This is a genomic window from Campylobacter sp. CFSAN093238 (assembly GCF_012898015.1).
Classification (GTDB): domain Bacteria; phylum Campylobacterota; class Campylobacteria; order Campylobacterales; family Campylobacteraceae; genus Campylobacter_D; species Campylobacter_D jejuni.
This window is the reverse complement of the sequence record NZ_CP040611.1, coordinates 567584-588032: the sequence shown is the minus strand read 5'-3', so window position 1 is coordinate 588032 and position 20449 is coordinate 567584. Positions and strand designations below refer to the sequence as shown.

The window sequence follows — 20449 nt, the reverse complement described above, 5'->3', positions numbered from 1 at the left end:
AAGTAAATTTACCATAATAAATTATAATTGAAGTTAAAAATAAAGGAAAAAATAAGTTTTTAGGAAATTTATGCGTATTTTTGGTATTATTTTATTAAGTTTTTGTTTATGTTTTGCTTCTATATTATCTTTAAATGAAGCTTTTAATGTAAAATCAAACTCTTATAATAACTCTATCTCAATTGATATTGAACTTGGAAAAGATATTTATCTTTATTCTAATAAACTTAAATTATATATAAACGAAAAAGATATAAGTTCTTTGATTAATCTACCTCAAAGTTCTACAAGAGGTAATGAAAATGTTTATTATCAAAAATTAAATTTAGCTTTGCCAAATTTATTACTAGAGCGCTTTGCAAAAAATACCACAAATTTAATCAAACTCGAATTTCAAGGCTGTTCTGAACAAGGCTTGTGTTATAATCCTCAAACTTGGTACTTTGATCTCATTTCTAAAAAAGATGCTTTTGAAATTTCAAAACCTTACAAAGCTCAAAAAACAGATAAAAAAACTAAAATTGAATCTGAAGAAAGCTCTATAGCAAATTTTTTAGCAACAGATAACTTTTTTTGGATTTTGCTAAGTTTTTTTGGCTATGGACTTTTACTCTCCTTAACACCTTGTATTTTACCTATGATTCCGATTTTATCTTCTCTTATCGTAGCAAAAAGTAATGCTAAATTTTCAAAAAAATATAGTTTTTTTCTCTCTTTTATCTATGTTTTTTTCATGTCTTTAGCCTATGCTATTGCTGGAGTTATAGCAAGTTTTCTAGGAGCAAGTATTCAAGGAATTTTACAAAAACCTATTATTTTAATTCTTTTTGCTCTAATTTTCATAGCTTTTGCTTTTGCTATGTTTGGAGCTTTTCGTTTTGAATTGCCATTAAGATTTCAAACCTTTATACATAAAAAAAGCGAAAAAGGGAAGGGAGTTGTAGGTATAGCCATCATGGGATTTTTATCTGCTTTAATAGTAGGTCCTTGCGTAGCAGCTCCTTTAGCAGGTGCTTTAATTTATATAGCCAATACAGGCAATGCTTTATTAGGTGGTAGTGCACTTTTTATCATGAGTTTTGGCATGGGTATACCTTTGCTTTTCATAGGCTTAGGATTAGGTTTTATTAAACCTGGTTTTTGGATGGAAAAAGTAAAAATTTTCTTTGGTTTTGTTATGTTGGCTATGGCTATTTGGATACTTTCTAGAATTATTGAAGAAAATTACATTTTAATTGCCTATGGAATTTTAGGTGTATTTTTTAGTGTTTTTATGGGAATTTTTGAAAAAAGTTTTACAATAATTTCTAAAATTAAAAAAAGTATTTTAATTCTTATTTTAGCTTATTCTCTAAGTATTTTCCTAGGAGGACTTTTTGGGGCTAAAAATTTCTTAAATCCTTTAAATTTCAATACTATATCTGCCTCAAAACATGCTTTAAGCTATGATTATATCAACAATTTTGAACAATTAAAGCAAGAAATACAAACAAATACAAAGCCTATAATGCTTGATTTTACTGCATCTTGGTGTGAAAATTGCAAACTTTTAGATGAATTAACCTTTAGCGATGAAAGAATCATACAAAAAATGCAAAATTACAAACTTATCAAAGTTGATGTAAGCGAAAATAATAATGAACAAATTAAAACCATGAAAGAATTTAATGTTTTTGGCCCACCTGTTTTAATTTTCTTTGAAAATGGAAAAGAAAAATTAAAAATCACGGGTTTTATCAGTGCTGATGATTTATTAAAAAAAATAGAACCATGAAAATTCAAAGTTTGCAAATAGGGAAAATTAAAAACTATAAAAATTTCCAAAGCGCATTTATTAAAGATACTTACCTAGAAGAAACACAAATTGATTTTCTAGGTGTTTTAGATGATCAAATAGCTGATAAAATTCATCATGGAGGCTACCATAAGGCTATTTTTGCCAACTCTTGTCAAAACTATCCTATATGGGAAAGATTTCTTAATAAAAAGCTAAATTTTGGCTCAATGGGTGAAAATTTGAGCATCGATGGGCTTTGTGAACAAAATGTTTGCATAGGTGATATACATCAATTTTCAAATGCAATACTGCAAGTAAGCGAACCTAGAAAACCTTGTGTAAAAATTTCTAAAATTCACAATAATCCAAATTTTACACATGAAATTTTTAAAACGGGCTTGAGTGGATGGTATTATAAAGTTTTACAAGTTGGACAAATACGAAAGCATGAAAACATTAAAATTTTAGAAAAAAATTCTACTTCACTTAGTGTATTTGAACTCAATCAACTTTTTTACTCCCCGCATCAAATTCTTAAGCAAAATCCGAATTTATTAGATAAATTAGAAAAATTAAACTCTCTCATATCTCAAAATTGGCACGAAACGATACACAAACGCTTAAAAAATACTTACGATATAAGCTATATGGATAGCTTATAAGTTTTTAAAGTTATTTTTAGGTAAAATAATTCTTTTTCGAAAGGATAATCATGCAAAGACAAACATGGAGTAGCACACTAACTTATATTCTAACAGTTGCTGGAGCAACCATAGGATTTGGAGCAACTTGGCGTTTTCCCTATCTTGTAGGAGAAAATGGTGGCGGTGCTTATGTATTAGTTTTTTGTATAGCCATGATTATCATAGGCATTCCTGTTATTTTAGTTGAAAATGTCATAGGCAGAAAAGCGATGACAAATAGCGTAGATGCTTTCAAACAAAAATGGCAAAGTATTGGATATATGGGACTTTTAGGAAGCTTTGGCATAATGGCTTACTACATGGTACTTGGAGGATGGGTTTTAGTTTATATTTGGGAATTAACCCTAGGGAATTTTAGTCTTGCCAATGTAGTAAGCAAAGAATTTACTCATCAGTTTTTTAACGACAAAATAGCCTTCAATCCTTTAGGAGTTGGTATTTTTACCACTGTTTTTGTAATTATTAATTATATTATTTTAAAAAGAGGCATTATAGATGGTATAGAAAAATCCGTAAAATTTTTAATGCCTTTGTTATTTATCTGTCTTATTATTGTTGTAGGACGCAATTTAACCCTTGATGGAGCTATGGCTGGAGTTAAATTTTATCTTGAACCTGATTTTAGTAAAATTTTATCACCAAAACTTTTAATCGATGTTTTAGGACAAGTCTTTTTTGCTTTATCCCTAGGTTTTGGGGTAATGATAACACTTTCATCTCATCTTAATAAAAATGAAAATATGGCAAAAACCGCTATTTATACAGGGGTTTTAAATACTATCATAGCTGTTTTGGCTGGTTTTATGATTTTTCCAGCACTTTTCTCAGCGGGACTTGCTCCAGATAGCGGGCCTTCTTTGGTTTTTGAAACTTTACCTATAGCATTTTCTCATATCCATTTTGGCACCATTGTGTGTATTTTATTTTTTGTCTTACTCTTGATTGCAGCTTTAACCACAAGCTTGCCAATTTATCAAGTTATTATTAGCGTATTAGAAGAAAAATTTAAATATTCTAAAAATCTTTCTATTAACCTAACTCTAGGGTTTATCTTCATACTTGGCAATCTTCCTTGTATTCTAACTTATGGGCCTTGGCGTGATATTGTTATCATCAAAGGAAAAAACATTTTTGATAGTTTTGATTTCATTAGTGGAAATATTTTGTTTGTTTTAACTGCATTTTTTTGCTGCATTTATGTAGGTTGGATTTTAGGCAAACAAGAAAGTCTAAAAGAACTTAGCAATAATAATACGCTTAAAAGTTCATGGTTTGGAATTTGGTTTTATTATGTAAAATATATAGTACCTTTGATTATTTTAATCATTTTTATCTATGGAATTTTAAACTAATTTTTTAAATTTATATCTCTCTAACATAGTGGAATTTCCTAAAATTCCACCTTGATGTATATAAAGCAATGGTTTTTTCCACTCTTGTTTTAATGCTATACTTAATCCTAAAATATCATACAACAAGTCAAATTCTATATTGCACTTTAACTTTAAATCCATATAAAGCTCATAAAATTCTTTATACGGCTTAGCAAAGTGATATTTTTTATCACTTGTTAAAAATTCTAAATTTGAAAAATCATAGCTTGGATCTAATGTTAAAATTTGTTTTTTAAGATATTTAATATCACCTACACAAGCGCAAGTAAATACTTTAAATTTAGAATACTTTGCCAAAAAAGCTGCCGAAGTGCCTGTACCCGAAGGTAAAAAAATATCAAAATCAAGCTTTAAACTTTGACTTTGCATTTGAATTTCTTGAGCAAGTTCCATATAGCCATATTGAGCTTCTAAATTAGCTATGCCTTGTTCTATAAAAATATCATCTTTTTTACACAAAGACAAAGCAAATTGCTTTAAGGATAAAGAATGGATATTTTCTACAAAATCAACACCATTTTCTAAAGCTAAAGTATAGTTTCCACAAGGATTATTCTTAAGAAAAGTAGAAATTTTTTCACAAGCAAAAACAAGCTTATATGATCTTTGTTTAGCAAAAATACTTAATGCCGCCAAAGCATTACTTTGGCTTCCTCCATAACTTACAAAAGATTGATTTTTAGGATATCTTTGATGGATATAAAAAGCAAGTTTCCTAGCTTTATTTCCATTAATTTCCCCTAATAAATCATCTCTTTTAATATAAAATTCAAATCCGTTAAAATTGATTTTTTGTATAGGACTAATTGTTTTAATGAAATTCAAAGAATTTTTCTACATCCTTTAAAGCATTATCATTTTTAATGCTAAATTTTATTTCTATGCGACGACTCTTATCCTTATCTTCAACTCCGTTGACAAACACAGGATCTGAAAAAGAACGTCCACTTGCCATTAAAAGCTTTTGAAGCTTATCACTCTTATAAAAAGTATAGATAAAATTCATCACCTCATAAGCTCTTTTTTGCGACAAATCTAAATTATAAATATAAGATCCATCACTATCAGTATGTCCTTCAATAATGATATTTTCAATGTTAGAAAAAATTTTTGGATCTTCAAGAATAGCATCAAAATATTCGCTTAAGATTTTTCTCAAACTTGCCTTTGCCTCATTTTTTAACACATAAGAATCTTTATCAAAAAGTACTTCAGCAGGCAAAGAAATAGATCCTGTCTTTTCATCTATAGTGATATTATTATCAAGCTTACTTTGTAATTCCTTGCTTAAATTTTCACGAATCAAACCAAGATTTTGCACCTTTTCTTTAGCTTTTTGAAAATCTTCTTGTAAATTTTTAAGCTCTTCATCTTTTTTCTCTAGTTGACCTAGTAAAATCAAAATTTGCTTATCTTTATTATCTAAAGTTGAGTTTAAATCTTTACTTAACTGCTTGTAATTTGTAATATTAGCCTCTAATTCTGCTTTTTGAGAATTAGCAAGATTTAAAGCACTAGAAGCATTGTTTAAATCAGAACTTAGTTTAAACACTATGGCTTCTTTATTTCTAAGCTCTTCTTTACTCTCCTCTAAGCGTGCCTCTTGTTTATTGAGATTATCTTTGATTTCTTTTAAATCACTTTGAGTTAAAACATATTTTACAACAATAGCACCTATTAGCAAAATAAAAACAAACAGCAATCCTGCCATTAAATCAGCATAAGCTATCCAAAAATTGCTATCTTCTTTTGACTCATTTTTCATTTATTTTCTTTATCTTCATTTTTTAGCTCATCATTGCTTTCTTGCTTAGATATTTCTGCTTGAATTTCATCTTGATTTTCTTCAGTCTTAGACTCTGAAAAATCTTCTATTTGTTTGGTTTCATTTTCTTTATTCTGATTTTCATCCCCAGAAAGCTTGCTCATCATTTGACTTGTTTCTTCATCAAGTGCTTTCATTTCTTTTTTAAGCTCATCCATCATTTTGATTTTAGCATCAATACTTTTTTCTTCTTCATATACTTCTTTAAATTTATGCATACCTTCAAACAAGCTTGCTTTAAATCCCTCAAAAACCTTTTCTTGACTTTCCAACATTGCTTTTTCATAAAGTTCAAAATTTTTACCAAAACGCTCTATTTTTTCATCGAATGCACTTAGTGTCTTATCAAGATGATGAATTTTATCACTACTGATATCAAGCAAGCGATTATATTGTTCTGACATTCTTGTATTGATTTCTTTTAAATTTTGATTGAGCAAACCTATACCATTTAACATTTCACTATAAAGCTTTCCAAGATCGCGTTGATCTCTTTGTGCTTTACTAAGCTCACCCATGGTTTGTTTGATATGTTCACTACTTAATCTAATAGCCTTTTCTTCTACATTTAGCATATCTTGGAAAATACCAAATTTTCTATCAATAGCATGATCAAGCTCTGCAAAAAAATCATCATTACTAACTTGTTTAAAAATTGCTCCAATTTTTTCAAAATGTTGCAAACTTTCAGTTAAATATCTTTGATCAAGCTCTTCTTTTGTCCAAAAAAATCCACTTGTAGCGTTTTTTTGACGATTTAGCAAACGATCTATTTTGCTTTTACCATATTTTTCAAAAAACATCCACCATAATGCAAGAAAAATTCCATAAATTGAAACATAAAAAGCAGTTCCCACTCCACTTAACAAATCTGCAATTTCTTGTTCTAAAGCGGCTGTATCACTAGAACTAAAATTTGGCATTGAAAAAGCTATACTGATAAAAGTTCCTAAAATTCCCATCATTGGAAAAATTGCCGAACCTATACTAGCAAAATTCTCATTTCTTGCACCCTTAATATATGTATAAGCAAAGTCATCAAAATTGGCATTTGATTTCGTGTCTTTCCCTATGGCAAGAAAATGCCTCATAATATGTCTTTTTAAAGCCTGTTTAAATTCATCTTTTTGTTGTTCAAAAATACTATACGCATACTCAGCACTATGTCTAGCAAAAATCAATGCTGTAAAAAAAATCACACCTGTCATAATAACCGTATGTAATTCGACCTTAAAGTCAATTACATTAAAATAACCCAATAAAATCAAAATATAAAGAAAAGCTGGAATAAAAATAATTTTAAAATAAACCAAAGAACCTCTTGCATCTTTGCCTTCAGGCAAAACAAGTTCTGAAATTTCATCTGATTTAATATCCATGAAACCAATACCTCATTAAAAATTTTATTTTAAAGATTGCTACTTAATTTGATAAAAATTTTTAAAACAAAATAAAACTAAGCTTTTAAAATGCTTAGTTTTTGTTTATACAGTTTAAATCTTCAAAAGCGATTTCAAGACGTTTTATCATGCTTTCTTCACCGCTTCTTAACCAAACACGCGGATCATAGTATTTTTTATTTGGCTTGTCATCACCTTCTGGATTTCCAATTTGTCCTTGCAAATAAGCCCTATTTTTAAGTTCATATTCACGCACCCCATCCCAAAAAGCCCATTGAGTATCTGTGTCAATATTCATCTTAATTACGCCATAGCTTACTGCATTTTTAATATCTTTTAGCTCACTACCGCTACCGCCATGAAATACAAAATTTATAGGCTTATCGCTATTTAAAGCAAATTTATCTTTTACAAATTTTTGCGAATTTTTTAAAATTTCAGGTTGTAAGCTAACATTTCCTGGCTTGTAAACTCCATGTACATTTCCAAAGCTTGCTGCGATTGAAAATTTATCACTAATTTTTCCAAGTCTTTCATATGCAAGAGCTACATCTTCTGGTTGGGTATAAAGCTTGGAATTATCAATACCTGTATTATCCACTCCATCTTCTTCGCCACCTGTACAACCTAATTCTATTTCAAGCGCGACACCTAAAGCATCAAGTTTTTGAAGATAAACTTCACAAGTGCTAAGATTTTCTTCTAAACTTTCTTCGCTAAGATCAAGCATATGAGAACTAAATAAAGCTTGTCCATGGGTTTTTTTATATTGTGCATTTGCCTCAATAAGCCCATCAATCCAAGGCAAAAGTTTTCTTGCAGCATGATCAGTGTGTAAAATCACAGGTACACCATAAGCTTTAGCAAGTAAATGTACATGTTTAGCCCCACTAATTGCACCTAAAACTTCTCCATTAGGACAATTTTTCCCTGCATAAAATTTTGCCCCACCATTTGAAAACTGGATAATAACTGGAGAGTTAACTTTTTTTGCAGCTTCTAAAACTGCATTAATAGAATCAGTTCCTACAACATTAACAGCAGGGATAGCAAAACCCTCTGCTTTAGCATAGTCATAAATTTTATTAAGCTCATCTCCGCTAATCACCCCTGCTTTTACAATGTCTAAAACACCCATTATTTATATTCCACTTTAGCACTATTTAAGAGATCTTGGCCTTTTTGATTGATAACTTTTTTAAATTCTTCAAATTTAAGTCCGTTTTCAATACCTTGTTTTACTTCATCAAATTTGATTTGACCTTTAGCTTGCGAATTTTCTTTTAAGATTACATGATAACCAAAATTCGTTTTTACCGGAGTTGTAGTAATAGTACCATTTTTAAGCGCGAAAGCAGCATCTGTAAAAGGCTTTACCATAGTTGATTGATCAAACCAACCAAGCTCACCACCTTGGTTTTTTGAACCTGGATCAATTGATTTCTCTTTAGCAAGCTCGCTAAATTTAGCATCTAGTTCTTTACCTTTTAAACCTTTAAGTTCGTTAATAATATCCTTAGCTTCTTTTTCTGTCGCTACTAAGATATGTTTTGCTTGCACTCTTGCAGGTTTTACATATTTGTCTTTATTTTGATCATAAAAAGCTTTAACTTTAGCCGCATCAATTTTAATAGTATTTAAAATTTTCTCTTGATAAACATTAACAAGTATTGCATCTTTTGCACGATCAAGTTCTTTTGTGTATAAAGGGTCTTTTTCTAAATTTTGTTTTTTAGCATCTTGCAAAATTAAATCTTGCATAATATATTGCTGAATAAGAGCTTTTTTTTGATTATCTGGCAAAGTTTTAAAATCCTGTCCTCTAAGCATAGGGGCAAAAAATTCACTTACTTCTGTATCGCTAATGCTCTTGCCATTAACAGTAGCTACTGTAGCTGCATTTACATTTAAAACTACACCTGCAATCAAAGTTGCTGCGACTAAAGAAAATTTTTTCATTAGGTTTCCTTTTTAATAAAATGTATATAAAATCAATTATATCTAAACTTGGTTTAAAGCTAATTAACTAAAATTAAAAAATGAAAAGAAATTTAGAAATCAAAGAACTTTTTTTAAAACATTTTGACAAGCCTGTAACAGAGCTTAAATTTTCAAATTTATATGAGCTTTTAGTCTGCGTAATGCTTTCAGCCCAATGCACTGATAAAAGAGTTAATCTCATCACTCCTGATCTTTTTAAAGCTTATCCTGATATTAAATCCCTTGCAAATGCAAATTTATCAAGTCTTAAAACCTATATACAAACTTGTTCATTTTTTAATAATAAAGCACAAAATCTTATAAAAATGGCAAAAGCAGTTTGTGAAAATTTTGACGGAGAAATTCCCCTTGATGAACAAAATTTAAAATCCTTAGCAGGCGTAGGACAAAAAACCGCTCATGTAGTTTTAATAGAATGGTGCGGAGCAAATTTCATGGCTGTAGATACTCATGTTTTTAGAGTTTCTCACCGCTTAGGACTTAGCAAAGCAAAAACTCCAGAAGCTACAGAAGAAGATTTAACACGCACATTTAAAGATAATCTTAACTATCTTCATCAAGCCATGGTTCTTTTTGGACGTTACACCTGTAAAGCTAAAAAACCTTTATGTAAAGAATGCTTTTTAAATCATCTTTGCAAAAGTAAAGATAAGGAACTTAAATGAAAATTTTCATCTTTTTACTCACTATATCTCTTAATATTTTTGCCTTAGAACCTTACAAGCCTAGTGCTGATTTTTCTTCTTATTTTAACAATATAAATTGCTCGCAAATCTTAGATAAGTTTTTTTATCTAAATTGCTATGATTATAAACTCAAAGGCACAAAAGCTGTTGCTTATAAGGTAGAAGCTTCAAATTTGAAAGATAGACAAATCAAAAAACGCCCTCGCTTTGAAGATGATACAAATATTCCTAAAAAATACCGCACTACTTGGAGTAATTATAAAAACAGTGGTTACACACGAGGACACACTGCACCCAATGCTTCTTTTAGCTTTAGTAAAGCTGCTCAAAATTCAGTATTTTTAATGAGTAATATTACCCCACAAAATGCACAAATAAATAATAAAATTTGGAATGAAATCGAACAAAGAGAAAGAAATTTAGCTTTAGAATTTCAAAGTATCGAAGTTTTAAATTTAGTACTTTACGATAAAGAACCACAATACATTAAAAGCCGTATTGCTATACCAAGTTTTTATGTAAAAATTATTAAAACTCCGAAATTTAAAGAATGCTATCAAGTACCAAACCATGAAGTAAATGATGAAAATATTAAACAGTATCAAATAAATTGTGATAAATTTTAAGGTATAAATTATGGAGATAAATGCTCTTACGATAACCACTCTTTATATCATAGGTATTTCCGCAGAAGGAATGACAGGGGCTTTAGCTGCAGGACGCCATAAAATGGATCTTTTTGGAGTTATTTTTATTGCTCTCGTAACAGCAATTGGAGGCGGAAGCATAAGAGATGTGCTTTTAGGACATTATCCTTTAACTTGGGTTAAACATCCTGAATATATTATTTTAATCTGTTTTTGCGCCCTTGTAGCCACAAAAATTCCGCGCGTAGTAACCAAACTTGAAACTTTATTTCTAACTCTTGATGCTATAGGACTTGTTGTTTTTAGCATACTTGGAGCTCAAATAGCCATAGATCAAAACCGTGGCTTTATCATAGCCGTTGCTGCTGCTGTAATTACCGGTGTTTTTGGTGGAATTTTAAGAGATATTTTATGTATGAGAATCCCCTTGGTGTTTCAAAAAGAAATTTATGCAGGAATTGCCATAATTGCAGGAGCAATCTATTATTCTCTAATAATTTGGCTTGAGCTTAATGCCCTAGTTTGCACACTTTTAACTCTTTTTATAGGAGTTTTTGCAAGGCTTTTAGCTATCAAATATCAATGGTCTTTACCTATTTTTTCTTACAATGAAGAAAAATAATTTATCGTTGCTTTATACAAGTTTGCTAAGATATTAAAAATTTTAGGAGATTGATAAATGCGAAGACTAAGTATTTTACTTGCAATTTTAATAGTTATTAATATAACAGCTTGTGATAGTAAAACAGAAAATTACTACAAAAATCTTCCTAGCGAAGCAAAAGAAAAAGCGAAAGAATGCAAAAAAAGCGGAACTCTTAGCGAAGATTGTATTAATGCATTAAAAGTTGGTGTTAAACCAACAAATGAAGAGGGTAAATACAGTCCAAACACACCGAAAAAATCTGATAATCAAATATTAGAAGCTTTAAAACAAAATGATTTAAAAAAAGAAAAAACCACAAAAGATATTAACCAAAGTTCAGAAAATAATGAAAGTATTATAATACCACCTATAGCAGAAACACCTTCTGAAATTTATCCTTCCAAAACAACAGAAAACAATCAAAGTTCTATCTTTAGCGATGATGTTAATATGACACAGGAAAAATGACCATGAAAATAACTCTTTTTTTAAGCCTTATTGGTATATTTTTTGCAGCATGCGAACAAACCAAAAGTGTAGAATATTATCAAAATCACCCCGAGGAAGCAAAAAAAAGAAGTTTAGAATGCAGACACAAAGCTATCATTAGTCAAGATTGTGTTAATGCATATAAGATAGGTTTTCCAAAAGATGAATGGGAAGATGAAAATATTTCTAATCCTTAAAAGCTATGAAAGTTTCAAAATTTGCCCATTTAAAAATACTTTCTATTTTCTTAAAACCTGCCTTTTCTAGCATATTTAAATTTTCTTTTTGACTATAAGGAATTAAAACATTTTCCAAAGCTTCTCTTTTAGCTGCGATTTCAAACTTAGAATAGCCTTGTTTTTCTTTATAATCAGCATAAAGTTCTATGATATTTTTAGACAAAAAAGCATCTTCATAAAGGATTTTTTCACTCATAATCAAAATGCCTTTAGAGTTTAAATTTTTATAAATTTGATCAAGCAATTCTTGTCTTTTAGGAGGACGAATAAACTGCATGGTATAATTTGCTACAAAAACATCGCAAGTAAAAAAATCAAATTCGCATAAATTAGCTTCAAAAAAACTTATATCAAGCCCATAAGCTTTAGCTTTTGATTTTGCAACTTCAAGCATGGAAGCAGAATTATCCACGCCAAAAAGTTTAAAATCCTTTCTTAGATTTGCCAAAAAAATCAAAAAATTAGCACTTGAGCAGCCCAAATCGCAAACACTTGCATTTGTAGGTAAAATTTTAGCCAATAAATTGCCACAAAGTTCTAAATTTTCTCTATAAAATGGTACAGAACGATTGATCATATCATCAAAAACACTAGCCACGCTTTTATCAAATTCAAATTGTTTTTTAGGGCTTTGTTTAAAAAGTTCATCTTTCATCATTTTTCCTTAATAATTCTCTAGCCTGTTCTATATCTTTAGTAATTTGATTTTTAAGTTTTTTTAGATCTTGAAATTTTTGATTCTCTCTTAGAAAAGATATAAACTCGAGTTCAAAAAACTCTCCTTGCGTGAAATTTTCACCCAATTCTTCTAAAATATGACTTTCTATAGCAAAATTTTCATCGCTTGATCTTACACCTAAAAAACTCACACTTTTATAAGTTTTTCTTTGACTTTTTAACAAAGTAGCGTAAACACCATTTTGAGGCAAAAAATAACCTTCGCAATCTAAATTTATAGTTGCAAAAAGTTCTTTAGAACCTAAGCCTTGTCCTTTAATTACCTTTCCTTTGATGCTATAATTTCTCCCTAAAAATTCTTTTGCTTTTTGCAAATTTGCTCTTGATAAAAAATCCTTAATTAAACTTGCATGAACACCTATTCCACCTATGCTAAATTCATCAACTATTATAGTTTTTATCCCACTTAAAAACTCAATATCTTTAGCACTATAAGCCCTATTTTTCCCAAAAGAAAAATCATAACCCACGACTATAAATTTTAAACTGGTAAATTCTTTTTTCAAAAAGCTTAAAAAATCTTTACCATCTAAAGATTTTATACTTTCAAAATCCACTTCTATAACTTTTTTTCCTGAAATTTCTTCTTTTTGACGATTTGAACAAAGAAATTGACCTTTAAATTTATTAATAACTAGCAAAGCCCCATTCTCATCTAAATATTTTACAAGTTTTAGATGTCCTAAATGCATACCATCAAAACAACCTATGGCTAAAGAAGTAATATTAATTTTTGAAATAGTAGTAAAAATATTCAACATTACCTTCCTTTCCTTTAATGCTTGATTTTTGCGTATTTTTTAAAAGCCAACCTAACTTAGCACATTCTTTTTCAAAATCCATTCTTGCTTTTAAGATTGCCTTGTCATCTTTTAAAACACCTTTTTTATCTCTTTTGATATTTTTTCCCACTTCAAACTGAGGTTTAAAAAGTAAAATAATTTCCTTTAAAGCTAAATTATCGACATAATAAAGTAAATTAATAAGAGAAATAAAACTCACATCACAAGTAACAAGTTCAAATTTTTCTTCACTTTTAAAGGCTCTAAGATCTGTATTTTCATGCAAGATAATTTTTTCATTTGCTCTTAAACTTGGATGGAGTTGATTACTACCCACATCAAGAGCAGTGATTTTTAAAGCCTGATTTTCAAGTAAAATTTGAACAAAACCGCCCGTACTAGATCCTATATCAAGACAATTTTTATGTTTTATTTCAATATCATTTTCTTCTAAAAATTTTTTTAATTTCAAAGCTGCTCTTGAAACATAAATTTCACTTAAAAGATCCAATTTTAACTCATTGGCTAAAAGTATATCTTCAGGATTTAAATCTTGCGTTTTTTTTAAATTTTCTAAAAAATTTTTCACATCAAAAGAAGCTTTAAAACTCTTACCATTAAGTAAAATCTCTTCATTTTCTATAAGCTCTAAGGCTTTATTTCTACTGATATTTAAACGCTTTGAAACAAAAAAATCAAATCTCATTTTAAACTCTCATTTATTCTTTTTTCTAAGTCTTCTTTTTCTTTAGAAAACCACCAAATACCTATTTCAAAAGCATTTTTTTTAAAAATTTCTCTAAGATCTTTAAGATCTTTTTCAAAAAGATCTTTTTCTTTTTGAATTAAACTTAAGTTATTATCTTTTAAAAAATTAAAATTATTCATCCATAAAAGTATTTGCTCTTGTTCGGATTTTAAGGCATTATTTCTTTGCTCTTTTAAAAAATAATTTCCTAAAACCATGATAAAACATAAAAATAAAACAATTATTTTTATCTTTATTTTCAAAACAAAATTAAAAACAAAAGCCAAAAGAGAACAAAACATAAAAAAATTAAAAAAATCAAAAATAAAATTTAAAGCCCTAAACCCCAAATATCCAAAATAAGAAAAAATAAAAAATTTTAAATTTGAAACAAAATGTAAAAATTCAGATAAAAAATCAAAATAAACAAAAGAAGCACTCTTATAGGCAATGATTTTCCTAGAAAAAAGTTCTAAATTTAAAAGTTCATTGTAAGTAAAAAAAAGCCCATAAAATGCATAAAATAAAGCAGTAAAAAAACTAGCGATAACAACTATTCTAAAATCATTATAAGCATTATCTATAAATTGCAAATGCAATTCTTTTTTTAAAAATATCATCAATAAAGGTAAAATTATAAATATAAAAACAAAATCAATTTTTTCAAGATTTAAAAAATTTAAAAATAAAGAAACAAGTCCAAAAATCGCCAAAAAAAAGCTAAAAATATAAAGATAAAAATCCCCCATACTAATACGATAAAACAAACTTCCCTTAATCAAAGTAGCTTCTTTTATAATATTTTTTCTAAGCTTTAAAAATAAAAAGAATTCCCAAAAAAGTGTTAAAAAAATAGGAATTAAAAAAAATAAAGAAAAAGCACTCCTTTGCCAAGTTAGCAAAAAGCCAAAAAGGCTTAAAAGCGTTAAAATATAAGAACTATTCTTTAACAAGCTCATTAAAAGCACTTTCATTTATACATTTTACTTCAAGCTCTTTAGCCTTGCTAAGTTTAGAACCTGCCTCTTCTCCAAAAAGCACATAGTCAGTCTTTTTAGAAACAGAGCCGCTTACCTTACCCCCAAGCTTTTCTATCAAAGCCTTAAACTCATCTCTTGGACGTGAAAGAGTACCTGTAATCACAAAAGTTTTACCAAAAATCATACTATCACTTTTGATTTCAAGTTTTTCTATTTTCAAATTTAAAAGCTTGTAAAATTCATCAATTCTTGTATGATTAACACGCGTAAATTCGCAAAGACTTAAAGCCATTTGCTCTCCAAAACCTTCTAAATTGGCATAAGCTTCAAAGCTTTGCTTGTGCCACTCTTTACCAAAACTTAAACTTAATTTTTTAGCCGCAACCTCGCCAATATGCTCTATCCCTAAAGCCGTGATAAAACGAAAAAGCTCACATTCTCTGGCTTGCTCTATGGCATTTAAAAGATTGTTGATTTTCTTTTCTTTAAAGCCTTCCAAACCTTCAAAATCACTAAATTTTAAATGAAAAATGCTCTCAAGCGTAGTGATTTTTTTGTGCTTGTATAAAAGTTCTACTATATTTTCTCCAAGTCCGTCGATATTAAGACATTTTTTAGAAACAAAATGAATGATAGAATTTACAAGTCTATCTTCACAATCTATATTTTGACATTTTATTAAAGTTCCTTCATCCAAAAGCTCACTTTGGCAAGTAGGACAAAGTTTAGGGCGTGAAATTTCCATCTCTAAACCTTCTCTACGCTCTTTAAAAACCTTAGTGATCTTAGGAATAACATCACCACTTCTTATCACGCTTACAAAATCATTGATTTTAACATCAAGTCTTGCAATTTCATCAAAATTATGAAGGGTGGCTGATTTTACTACAACCCCATCTAAATTTACAGGTTCTAAAACCGCCACAGGAGTGATCACTCCACTTCTTCCTACTTGTAAATTTACCCCTATTAAACGCGTGGTTTTTTCAAGTGCAGGAAATTTAAAAGCTGCCATAAATTTTGGAAATTTTACCGTATAGCCTAATTCTTCACAAAGTGCAAGATCATCAACTCTTACCACCATTCCATCCATCATCATAGGTTTTTTTTCTCTTAGAGCTAAAAGCTCATCATAAGCTTTTAAAACTTCGTCTAAATTAGCGCAAAGTCTTACAAAATCATCTTTTAAAAAACCAAGCTCTCTGATAAATTGCATCACCTCGCTGTGTTTGGTGAAATTTAAGGTATTTTCCCCTACTCCCCAAGGATAAAATTTCAAATTTCTTTCTTTAGTGATGCTTGTATCAAGCTGCCTTAAACTCCCGCTTGCAGCATTGCGTGGATTAGCAAATAAACTTTGATTTAAAAGGGCTCTTTTTTCGTTGATTTTCTCAAAATCATCTTTTAAAATCACCACTTCTCCACGAATTTCTATCCTTTCTTTATAGGCTATATTTTTAGGTATATTTTCTATCTCAAAAACATTAAGCGTTATATCCTCACCCACTTCGCCATCGCCCCTAGTGGCACCGCTTACTAATTTACCATTTTCATAAAGTAAATTTAAACTCGCTCCATCAAATTTAGGCTCTATAAAAAAGTTTTTTTCACATTTTGCGCGTTTTGCCCAAGCCCTAAGCTCACTCTCATCAAACACATCTTCCATCGACCACATACGCCTTAAATGAGCTATTTTTTTAAACTCGCTTTGTATGATAGGAGCTATTTTTTGCGTTGGAGAGTCTTTTGAAATTTCATCTTTGTTTTGTTCTTCAAAAACACTTAATTCTCTGATTAAAGCATCGTATTCTTCATCGCTAGCCAAGGGTTCATCTTTTTCATAATATGCCCTCATCCACAAATTTGCTAAAGCAACTTTTTCTAAATACTCTTCTTTTTTCATCTAAACTCCTATATTATCCATTGCCTGCGCTAAAGCAAAAAGTTGTTTATGTTCATATAAATCATGCACTCTTATAATACTAGCACCATTTTCAAAAGCTTTTAAATGCAAATACAAAGTTCCTGCTAAACGATCTTTAATCTCGCTTTGAAAATACGCATTAATCACACTTTTGCGACTCGCACCTATAAGTAAAGGCTTATTAAATTGCAAAAAATGCTCTAAGTGTTTGATTAAAATCATATTATGCCCCGCACTCTTTCCAAAACCAATACCTACATCTAAAATACTTTCTTTTACTCCAAAACTTTCTAAAAGTTCAAGTTTTTCTTTAAAAAACAAAGTCATCTCATCAAGCAAATCTTCATAAGAAGGATTATCTTGCATGTTATTTGGATTGTTTTGCATGTGCATTAAGCAATATTTTGCCTCATATTTACTTGCAAGTTTAGCTAGATTAAGATTTCTTAAACTTGTAATATCATTAATGAGTTTAAAACCCTTATTTAAAGCATATTCTAGACAATATTCATCAAAACTATCTAAACTAAAAATTGCTTGTTCGTAATAATTTTTCTCATAAATTAAGTCAAGTACTTTTTTCAGTCTTTTAAATTCCTCTTCCTTGCCACAATACTCACTCCCAGGTCTTGAACTAACCGCACCTATATCGATATACGCAGGCTTTAAAGCAAGAAAGTCATTAAGCCTTTTTTCAAAGTCTTCTTCACTCACACGACTTTTTGCATTAAAACTGTCTTCATTGACATTAATCACTGCCATAAGCTCAGCTTTTTTTGGTTTTAAAAAATCTTTTTGTAAAAAAAGAGCCAAATTTTTAAGTCCAAAATCTTGAAGTTTTTCTTTAGCAATAAGCTTTTGAATTTGCTCTTTACTTGCCATTAAAAGTGCATTTGAATGAGTGATTTTTGCAGTAATTACTTCTTTATGAGTAATAAGTTCAGCTCCTATTCTTAAAGCATCTTGTTTTAAAATATTTGCTGCAGGAGTGGAAATATCTTTGATAAAAATAAAATGAATTTTTGTTTTTTCACTCATAATCTTTTGTCCCATTTTATGGGGATTTATGAAAGAACAAAGCAAATTAAAATCGGTATTTGGATTGATTTTAAAAAATTTCATTTTATTTCTTTGTATAGTAATTTAACAAAAGAGTAGCTAAAAGCACCCCGCTTTTAGAATTTAATTTTGCAAGCTCATAGCCTTCATAAAAAAACTCTAATTCTTCAGCATTAAAATCTTTATATTTCACACATTCTTTAGCAAGTAATGCGATTTGATCCATAAGTTCATTTTTATCCAAATTTTCATTTTTTTGCAAAAAATCAAAAAGCATTCTTAAATCCATTCTTTTAAGATCTAAATCAAGTTTTTTAACTTCCTTTTCAACTTTTCTTTTTTCGCAAATAAGACGCGATTTTATGGTAGGTAAAAGTAAATTTTTAGAAGGTACCACAATAAGAAATTTAATATTTTTTGGAGGCTCTTCAAGAAGTTTAAGTAAAAAATTTTGTGCTTCTATCCTATAAGAATCCGCCATTAAAACAATAATTTTTTCTTCAGTTTCTGCAATATAGCTTTCTTTTTCAACCGCTCTTGCATCATCAAGTAAAAATTCATTTTGTGGCATAAAAAATCTTAATTTTTTAATACCAAAATTATTAATCATTTCTTCTTTAATACCTAAAAAATCTTCGCTGATAATAATCTTACTAATAAACAAAATATTTATCCTAATTGCACCTTGGAAAATAATATTGCATCCAAACTTACATCAAAAAGTTGATATAAACTAATAAGCTTGATATCCAAGTCTTTATCTTTAGAATTTAAATAAAAACTATCTTGTAACTGCTCATCAAAAAGCCACAATAAACTATCATCTCTTGATTTAGCGATTAAAGATTTATTATCAGAAGCACTTCCTATATAAAAATACACATAACCATTAGGAAAAGAAATGTCAAGCAAGTCATTAAGTAAAGCTATATCTTCTGAACTTTGTACTTTCTTCTTGCATAAAGAATTTAACGACACAAAAGGAAGCATAGGACGAGCGGCTTTTGAATTTATATTTTTTAAAAAATACTCTTCATACCAAGATCTTTGTTCATCGCACATTAAGACAAAAGTGCGTCCCTCTAAAAGATATTTAAGTCTTGCAGCCATCAAAGGAGCCCATTCTAAACGACGCGACTCCAACCATGCCATAAAAGCTCCGCCATTGCGAATATTTTCAAGAGTAAAACTTAAAAAATCACTCATTTATTTATCAAGTCCGTAGCACTCATGTAGTGCTCTAACTGCAAGTTCTCCGTATTTTTCATGAACTATCATTGAAATTTTAATTTCACTAGTAGAAATCATACCGATATTAATCCCCTCATCAGCTAAAGCTTTAAAAGCTTTACTTGCCACTCCTGAATGTGATTTCATGCCTACGCCGACTATAGAAACTTTTACTACAGCACTATCACTTTCTATAGTTGTTTTTGAGCTTAAAATTTTTTGCATAGCATTTTTGGCTAATTCAAGTTCATTTTGAGGAACTGTAAAACCCAAATTTGTAGCGCCATCAACTCCAACATTTTGTATAATCATATCTACATTAATATTTTCATTTGCCAAAACAGAAAAAATTTCAGCTGCGATTCCAGGCTTATCTTCTACATTTCTTAAAGTCACTCTTGCTTGATTTTTATCCAAAGCAATACCACTTACTAAAGCTTGTTCCATTCCATCTTCCTTTGTTATCATTGTTCCTTCGTTATTGTTAAAACTACTTCTAGTTACTAAGTTAACATTTAATTTTTTTGCAAGCTCTACAGAGCGATTTTGCAAAACTTTTGCACCCAAACTTGCAAGTTCAAGCATTTCTTCATAAGAAATTTTATCCAATTTCTTTGCCTTTGGTTCAATTCTTGGATCTGTTGTATAAACCCCATCAACATCGGTATAAATTTCACACAAATCCGCATTTAAGGCACCTGCTACCGCCACAGCACTTAAGTCGCTTCCACCACGCCCTAAGGTAGTTACATTACCTTCCTCATCTACACCTTGAAAACCTGCTATAACGACTATTTTACCATTTTGAAGTTCTGATTTTATCGCTTTTGTATCAATATGATGAATTCTTGCCTTTGTAAAAACACTATCTGTAATAATTCCCGCTTTTCTCCCAGAAAATGATATAGCAGGATAACCCTTTTCATTTAAAGCAATAGAAAGTAAAGCACAGCTTACACGCTCTCCACTGCTTAAAAGCATATCCATATCTTTACCATTAGGAGTTTTACTAAAATATTCAGCTTGCTCGATAAGAGTATTTGTCACCCCACTCATTGCAGATACTACAACAACAAGTTGATCACCCTGTTGCACACTTTGGATAACCCTATTGGCTACTGCTTCGATACGCTCAAGTGTTCCAACGCTTGTTCCACCATATTTTTGAACTATAAGCATT

General features: G+C 29.6%; 22 protein-coding genes. 8 read left to right on the top strand and 14 right to left on the bottom strand.

Translation table 11 applies throughout. The features are described from left to right. Positions 1 to 70 precede the first annotated feature (70 nt). Genes FBF21_RS03175 through FBF21_RS03165 form a run of 3 tightly spaced genes read left to right on the top strand, consistent with a single transcriptional unit; the run spans position 71 to position 3833 of the window. A complete protein-coding gene (locus FBF21_RS03175) occupies positions 71 to 1774 on the top strand; it encodes a protein-disulfide reductase DsbD (RefSeq protein ID WP_002852245.1) in 1704 nt (567 codons plus the stop codon). Next, complete coding sequence (locus tag FBF21_RS03170) at positions 1771 to 2439, top strand: MOSC domain-containing protein (RefSeq protein WP_002852293.1); 669 nt, start codon at positions 1771 to 1773, stop codon at positions 2437 to 2439. Before FBF21_RS03175 ends, FBF21_RS03170 begins: the two co-directional genes overlap by 4 nt. A gap of 50 nt (positions 2440 to 2489) precedes the next feature. Continuing rightward, a complete protein-coding gene (locus FBF21_RS03165) occupies positions 2490 to 3833 on the top strand; it encodes a sodium-dependent transporter (protein ID WP_002852070.1) in 1344 nt (447 codons plus the stop codon). On the opposite strand, the gene FBF21_RS03160 is transcribed toward FBF21_RS03165, so the two are convergent. The 5 genes from FBF21_RS03160 to peb4 form a co-directional block, all read right to left on the bottom strand. Continuing rightward, on the bottom strand, positions 3825 to 4700 hold the full coding sequence (locus FBF21_RS03160; protein WP_002869995.1) for a 1-aminocyclopropane-1-carboxylate deaminase/D-cysteine desulfhydrase: 876 nt from the start codon (positions 4698 to 4700) through the stop codon (positions 3825 to 3827). The genes FBF21_RS03165 and FBF21_RS03160 overlap by 9 nt on opposite strands. Further along, a complete protein-coding gene (locus FBF21_RS03155; protein WP_002852313.1) occupies positions 4687 to 5640 on the bottom strand; it encodes an OmpA family protein in 954 nt (317 codons plus the stop codon). The genes FBF21_RS03160 and FBF21_RS03155 overlap by 14 nt, the downstream gene beginning before the upstream one ends. Continuing rightward, positions 5637 to 7079 (bottom strand): MotA/TolQ/ExbB proton channel family protein, encoded by a 1443-nt coding sequence (locus FBF21_RS03150; RefSeq protein WP_002852205.1) that lies wholly within the window; start codon positions 7077 to 7079, stop codon positions 5637 to 5639. The genes FBF21_RS03155 and FBF21_RS03150 overlap by 4 nt, the downstream gene beginning before the upstream one ends. Positions 7080 to 7173: 94 nt before the next feature. Next, the gene (gene fbaA, locus FBF21_RS03145; protein WP_002852272.1) at positions 7174 to 8238 is read right to left on the bottom strand and encodes a class II fructose-bisphosphate aldolase; all 1065 of its coding nucleotides are present in this window, start codon (positions 8236 to 8238) and stop codon (positions 7174 to 7176) included. Further along, positions 8238 to 9059 (bottom strand): peptidylprolyl isomerase PEB4, encoded by an 822-nt coding sequence (peb4, locus tag FBF21_RS03140; protein WP_002852119.1) that lies wholly within the window; start codon positions 9057 to 9059, stop codon positions 8238 to 8240. The genes fbaA and peb4 overlap by 1 nt, the downstream gene beginning before the upstream one ends. An 80-nt stretch (positions 9060 to 9139) precedes the next feature. On the opposite strand from peb4, the gene nth reads away from it, so the two are divergent. From nth to FBF21_RS03115, 5 genes are read left to right on the top strand one after another with little or no spacing between them, the layout of a single operon-like run. After that, complete coding sequence (gene nth / locus FBF21_RS03135; RefSeq protein ID WP_002852225.1) at positions 9140 to 9766, top strand: endonuclease III; 627 nt, start codon at positions 9140 to 9142, stop codon at positions 9764 to 9766. Then, positions 9763 to 10413 carry a DNA/RNA non-specific endonuclease gene (locus tag FBF21_RS03130; protein ID WP_002886738.1) on the top strand — a complete coding sequence of 217 codons (651 nt, stop codon included), beginning with the start codon at positions 9763 to 9765 and terminating at the stop codon, positions 10411 to 10413. Before nth ends, FBF21_RS03130 begins: the two co-directional genes overlap by 4 nt. A 10-nt stretch (positions 10414 to 10423) precedes the next feature. Further along, on the top strand, positions 10424 to 11056 hold the full coding sequence (locus tag FBF21_RS03125) for a trimeric intracellular cation channel family protein (RefSeq protein ID WP_002870070.1): 633 nt from the start codon (positions 10424 to 10426) through the stop codon (positions 11054 to 11056). 57 nt (positions 11057 to 11113) lie between these two features. Continuing rightward, on the top strand, positions 11114 to 11548 hold the full coding sequence (locus FBF21_RS03120) for an EexN family lipoprotein (RefSeq protein ID WP_002870071.1): 435 nt from the start codon (positions 11114 to 11116) through the stop codon (positions 11546 to 11548). After that, the gene (locus FBF21_RS03115) at positions 11545 to 11766 is read left to right on the top strand and encodes an EexN family lipoprotein (RefSeq protein WP_002859102.1); all 222 of its coding nucleotides are present in this window, start codon (positions 11545 to 11547) and stop codon (positions 11764 to 11766) included. The genes FBF21_RS03120 and FBF21_RS03115 overlap by 4 nt, the downstream gene beginning before the upstream one ends. On the opposite strand, the gene cmoA is transcribed toward FBF21_RS03115, so the two are convergent. From cmoA to FBF21_RS03070, 9 genes are read right to left on the bottom strand one after another with little or no spacing between them, the layout of a single operon-like run. Further along, a complete protein-coding gene (cmoA, locus tag FBF21_RS03110; protein ID WP_002859101.1) occupies positions 11756 to 12466 on the bottom strand; it encodes a carboxy-S-adenosyl-L-methionine synthase CmoA in 711 nt (236 codons plus the stop codon). The genes FBF21_RS03115 and cmoA overlap by 11 nt on opposite strands. Then, positions 12453 to 13307, bottom strand: a complete 855-nt coding sequence (locus FBF21_RS03105) for a bifunctional riboflavin kinase/FAD synthetase (protein ID WP_002854793.1) — start codon at positions 13305 to 13307, stop codon at positions 12453 to 12455. Before FBF21_RS03105 ends, cmoA begins: the two co-directional genes overlap by 14 nt. Continuing rightward, on the bottom strand, positions 13273 to 14034 hold the full coding sequence (locus tag FBF21_RS03100; protein ID WP_002870073.1) for a TlyA family RNA methyltransferase: 762 nt from the start codon (positions 14032 to 14034) through the stop codon (positions 13273 to 13275). Before FBF21_RS03100 ends, FBF21_RS03105 begins: the two co-directional genes overlap by 35 nt. Continuing rightward, a complete protein-coding gene (locus FBF21_RS03095; protein ID WP_011049741.1) occupies positions 14031 to 15035 on the bottom strand; it encodes a membrane protein in 1005 nt (334 codons plus the stop codon). Before FBF21_RS03095 ends, FBF21_RS03100 begins: the two co-directional genes overlap by 4 nt. Continuing rightward, on the bottom strand, positions 15016 to 16959 hold the full coding sequence (ligA, locus tag FBF21_RS03090) for an NAD-dependent DNA ligase LigA (RefSeq protein WP_002859099.1): 1944 nt from the start codon (positions 16957 to 16959) through the stop codon (positions 15016 to 15018). Before ligA ends, FBF21_RS03095 begins: the two co-directional genes overlap by 20 nt. Then, positions 16960 to 18102 carry a dihydropteroate synthase gene (gene folP, locus FBF21_RS03085; protein WP_002870074.1) on the bottom strand — a complete coding sequence of 381 codons (1143 nt, stop codon included), beginning with the start codon at positions 18100 to 18102 and terminating at the stop codon, positions 16960 to 16962. A gap of 1 nt (position 18103) precedes the next feature. Further along, positions 18104 to 18703, bottom strand: a complete 600-nt coding sequence (locus FBF21_RS03080) for a DNA polymerase III subunit delta' (protein ID WP_002867699.1) — start codon at positions 18701 to 18703, stop codon at positions 18104 to 18106. 5 nt (positions 18704 to 18708) lie between these two features. Beyond that, positions 18709 to 19245, bottom strand: coding sequence for a HobA family DNA replication regulator (locus tag FBF21_RS03075; RefSeq protein WP_002861289.1), 537 nt, complete (start codon positions 19243 to 19245; stop codon positions 18709 to 18711). Continuing rightward, positions 19246 to 20448 carry an aspartate kinase gene (locus FBF21_RS03070; RefSeq protein WP_002867698.1) on the bottom strand — a complete coding sequence of 401 codons (1203 nt, stop codon included), beginning with the start codon at positions 20446 to 20448 and terminating at the stop codon, positions 19246 to 19248. Position 20449: the final 1 nt, after the last annotated feature.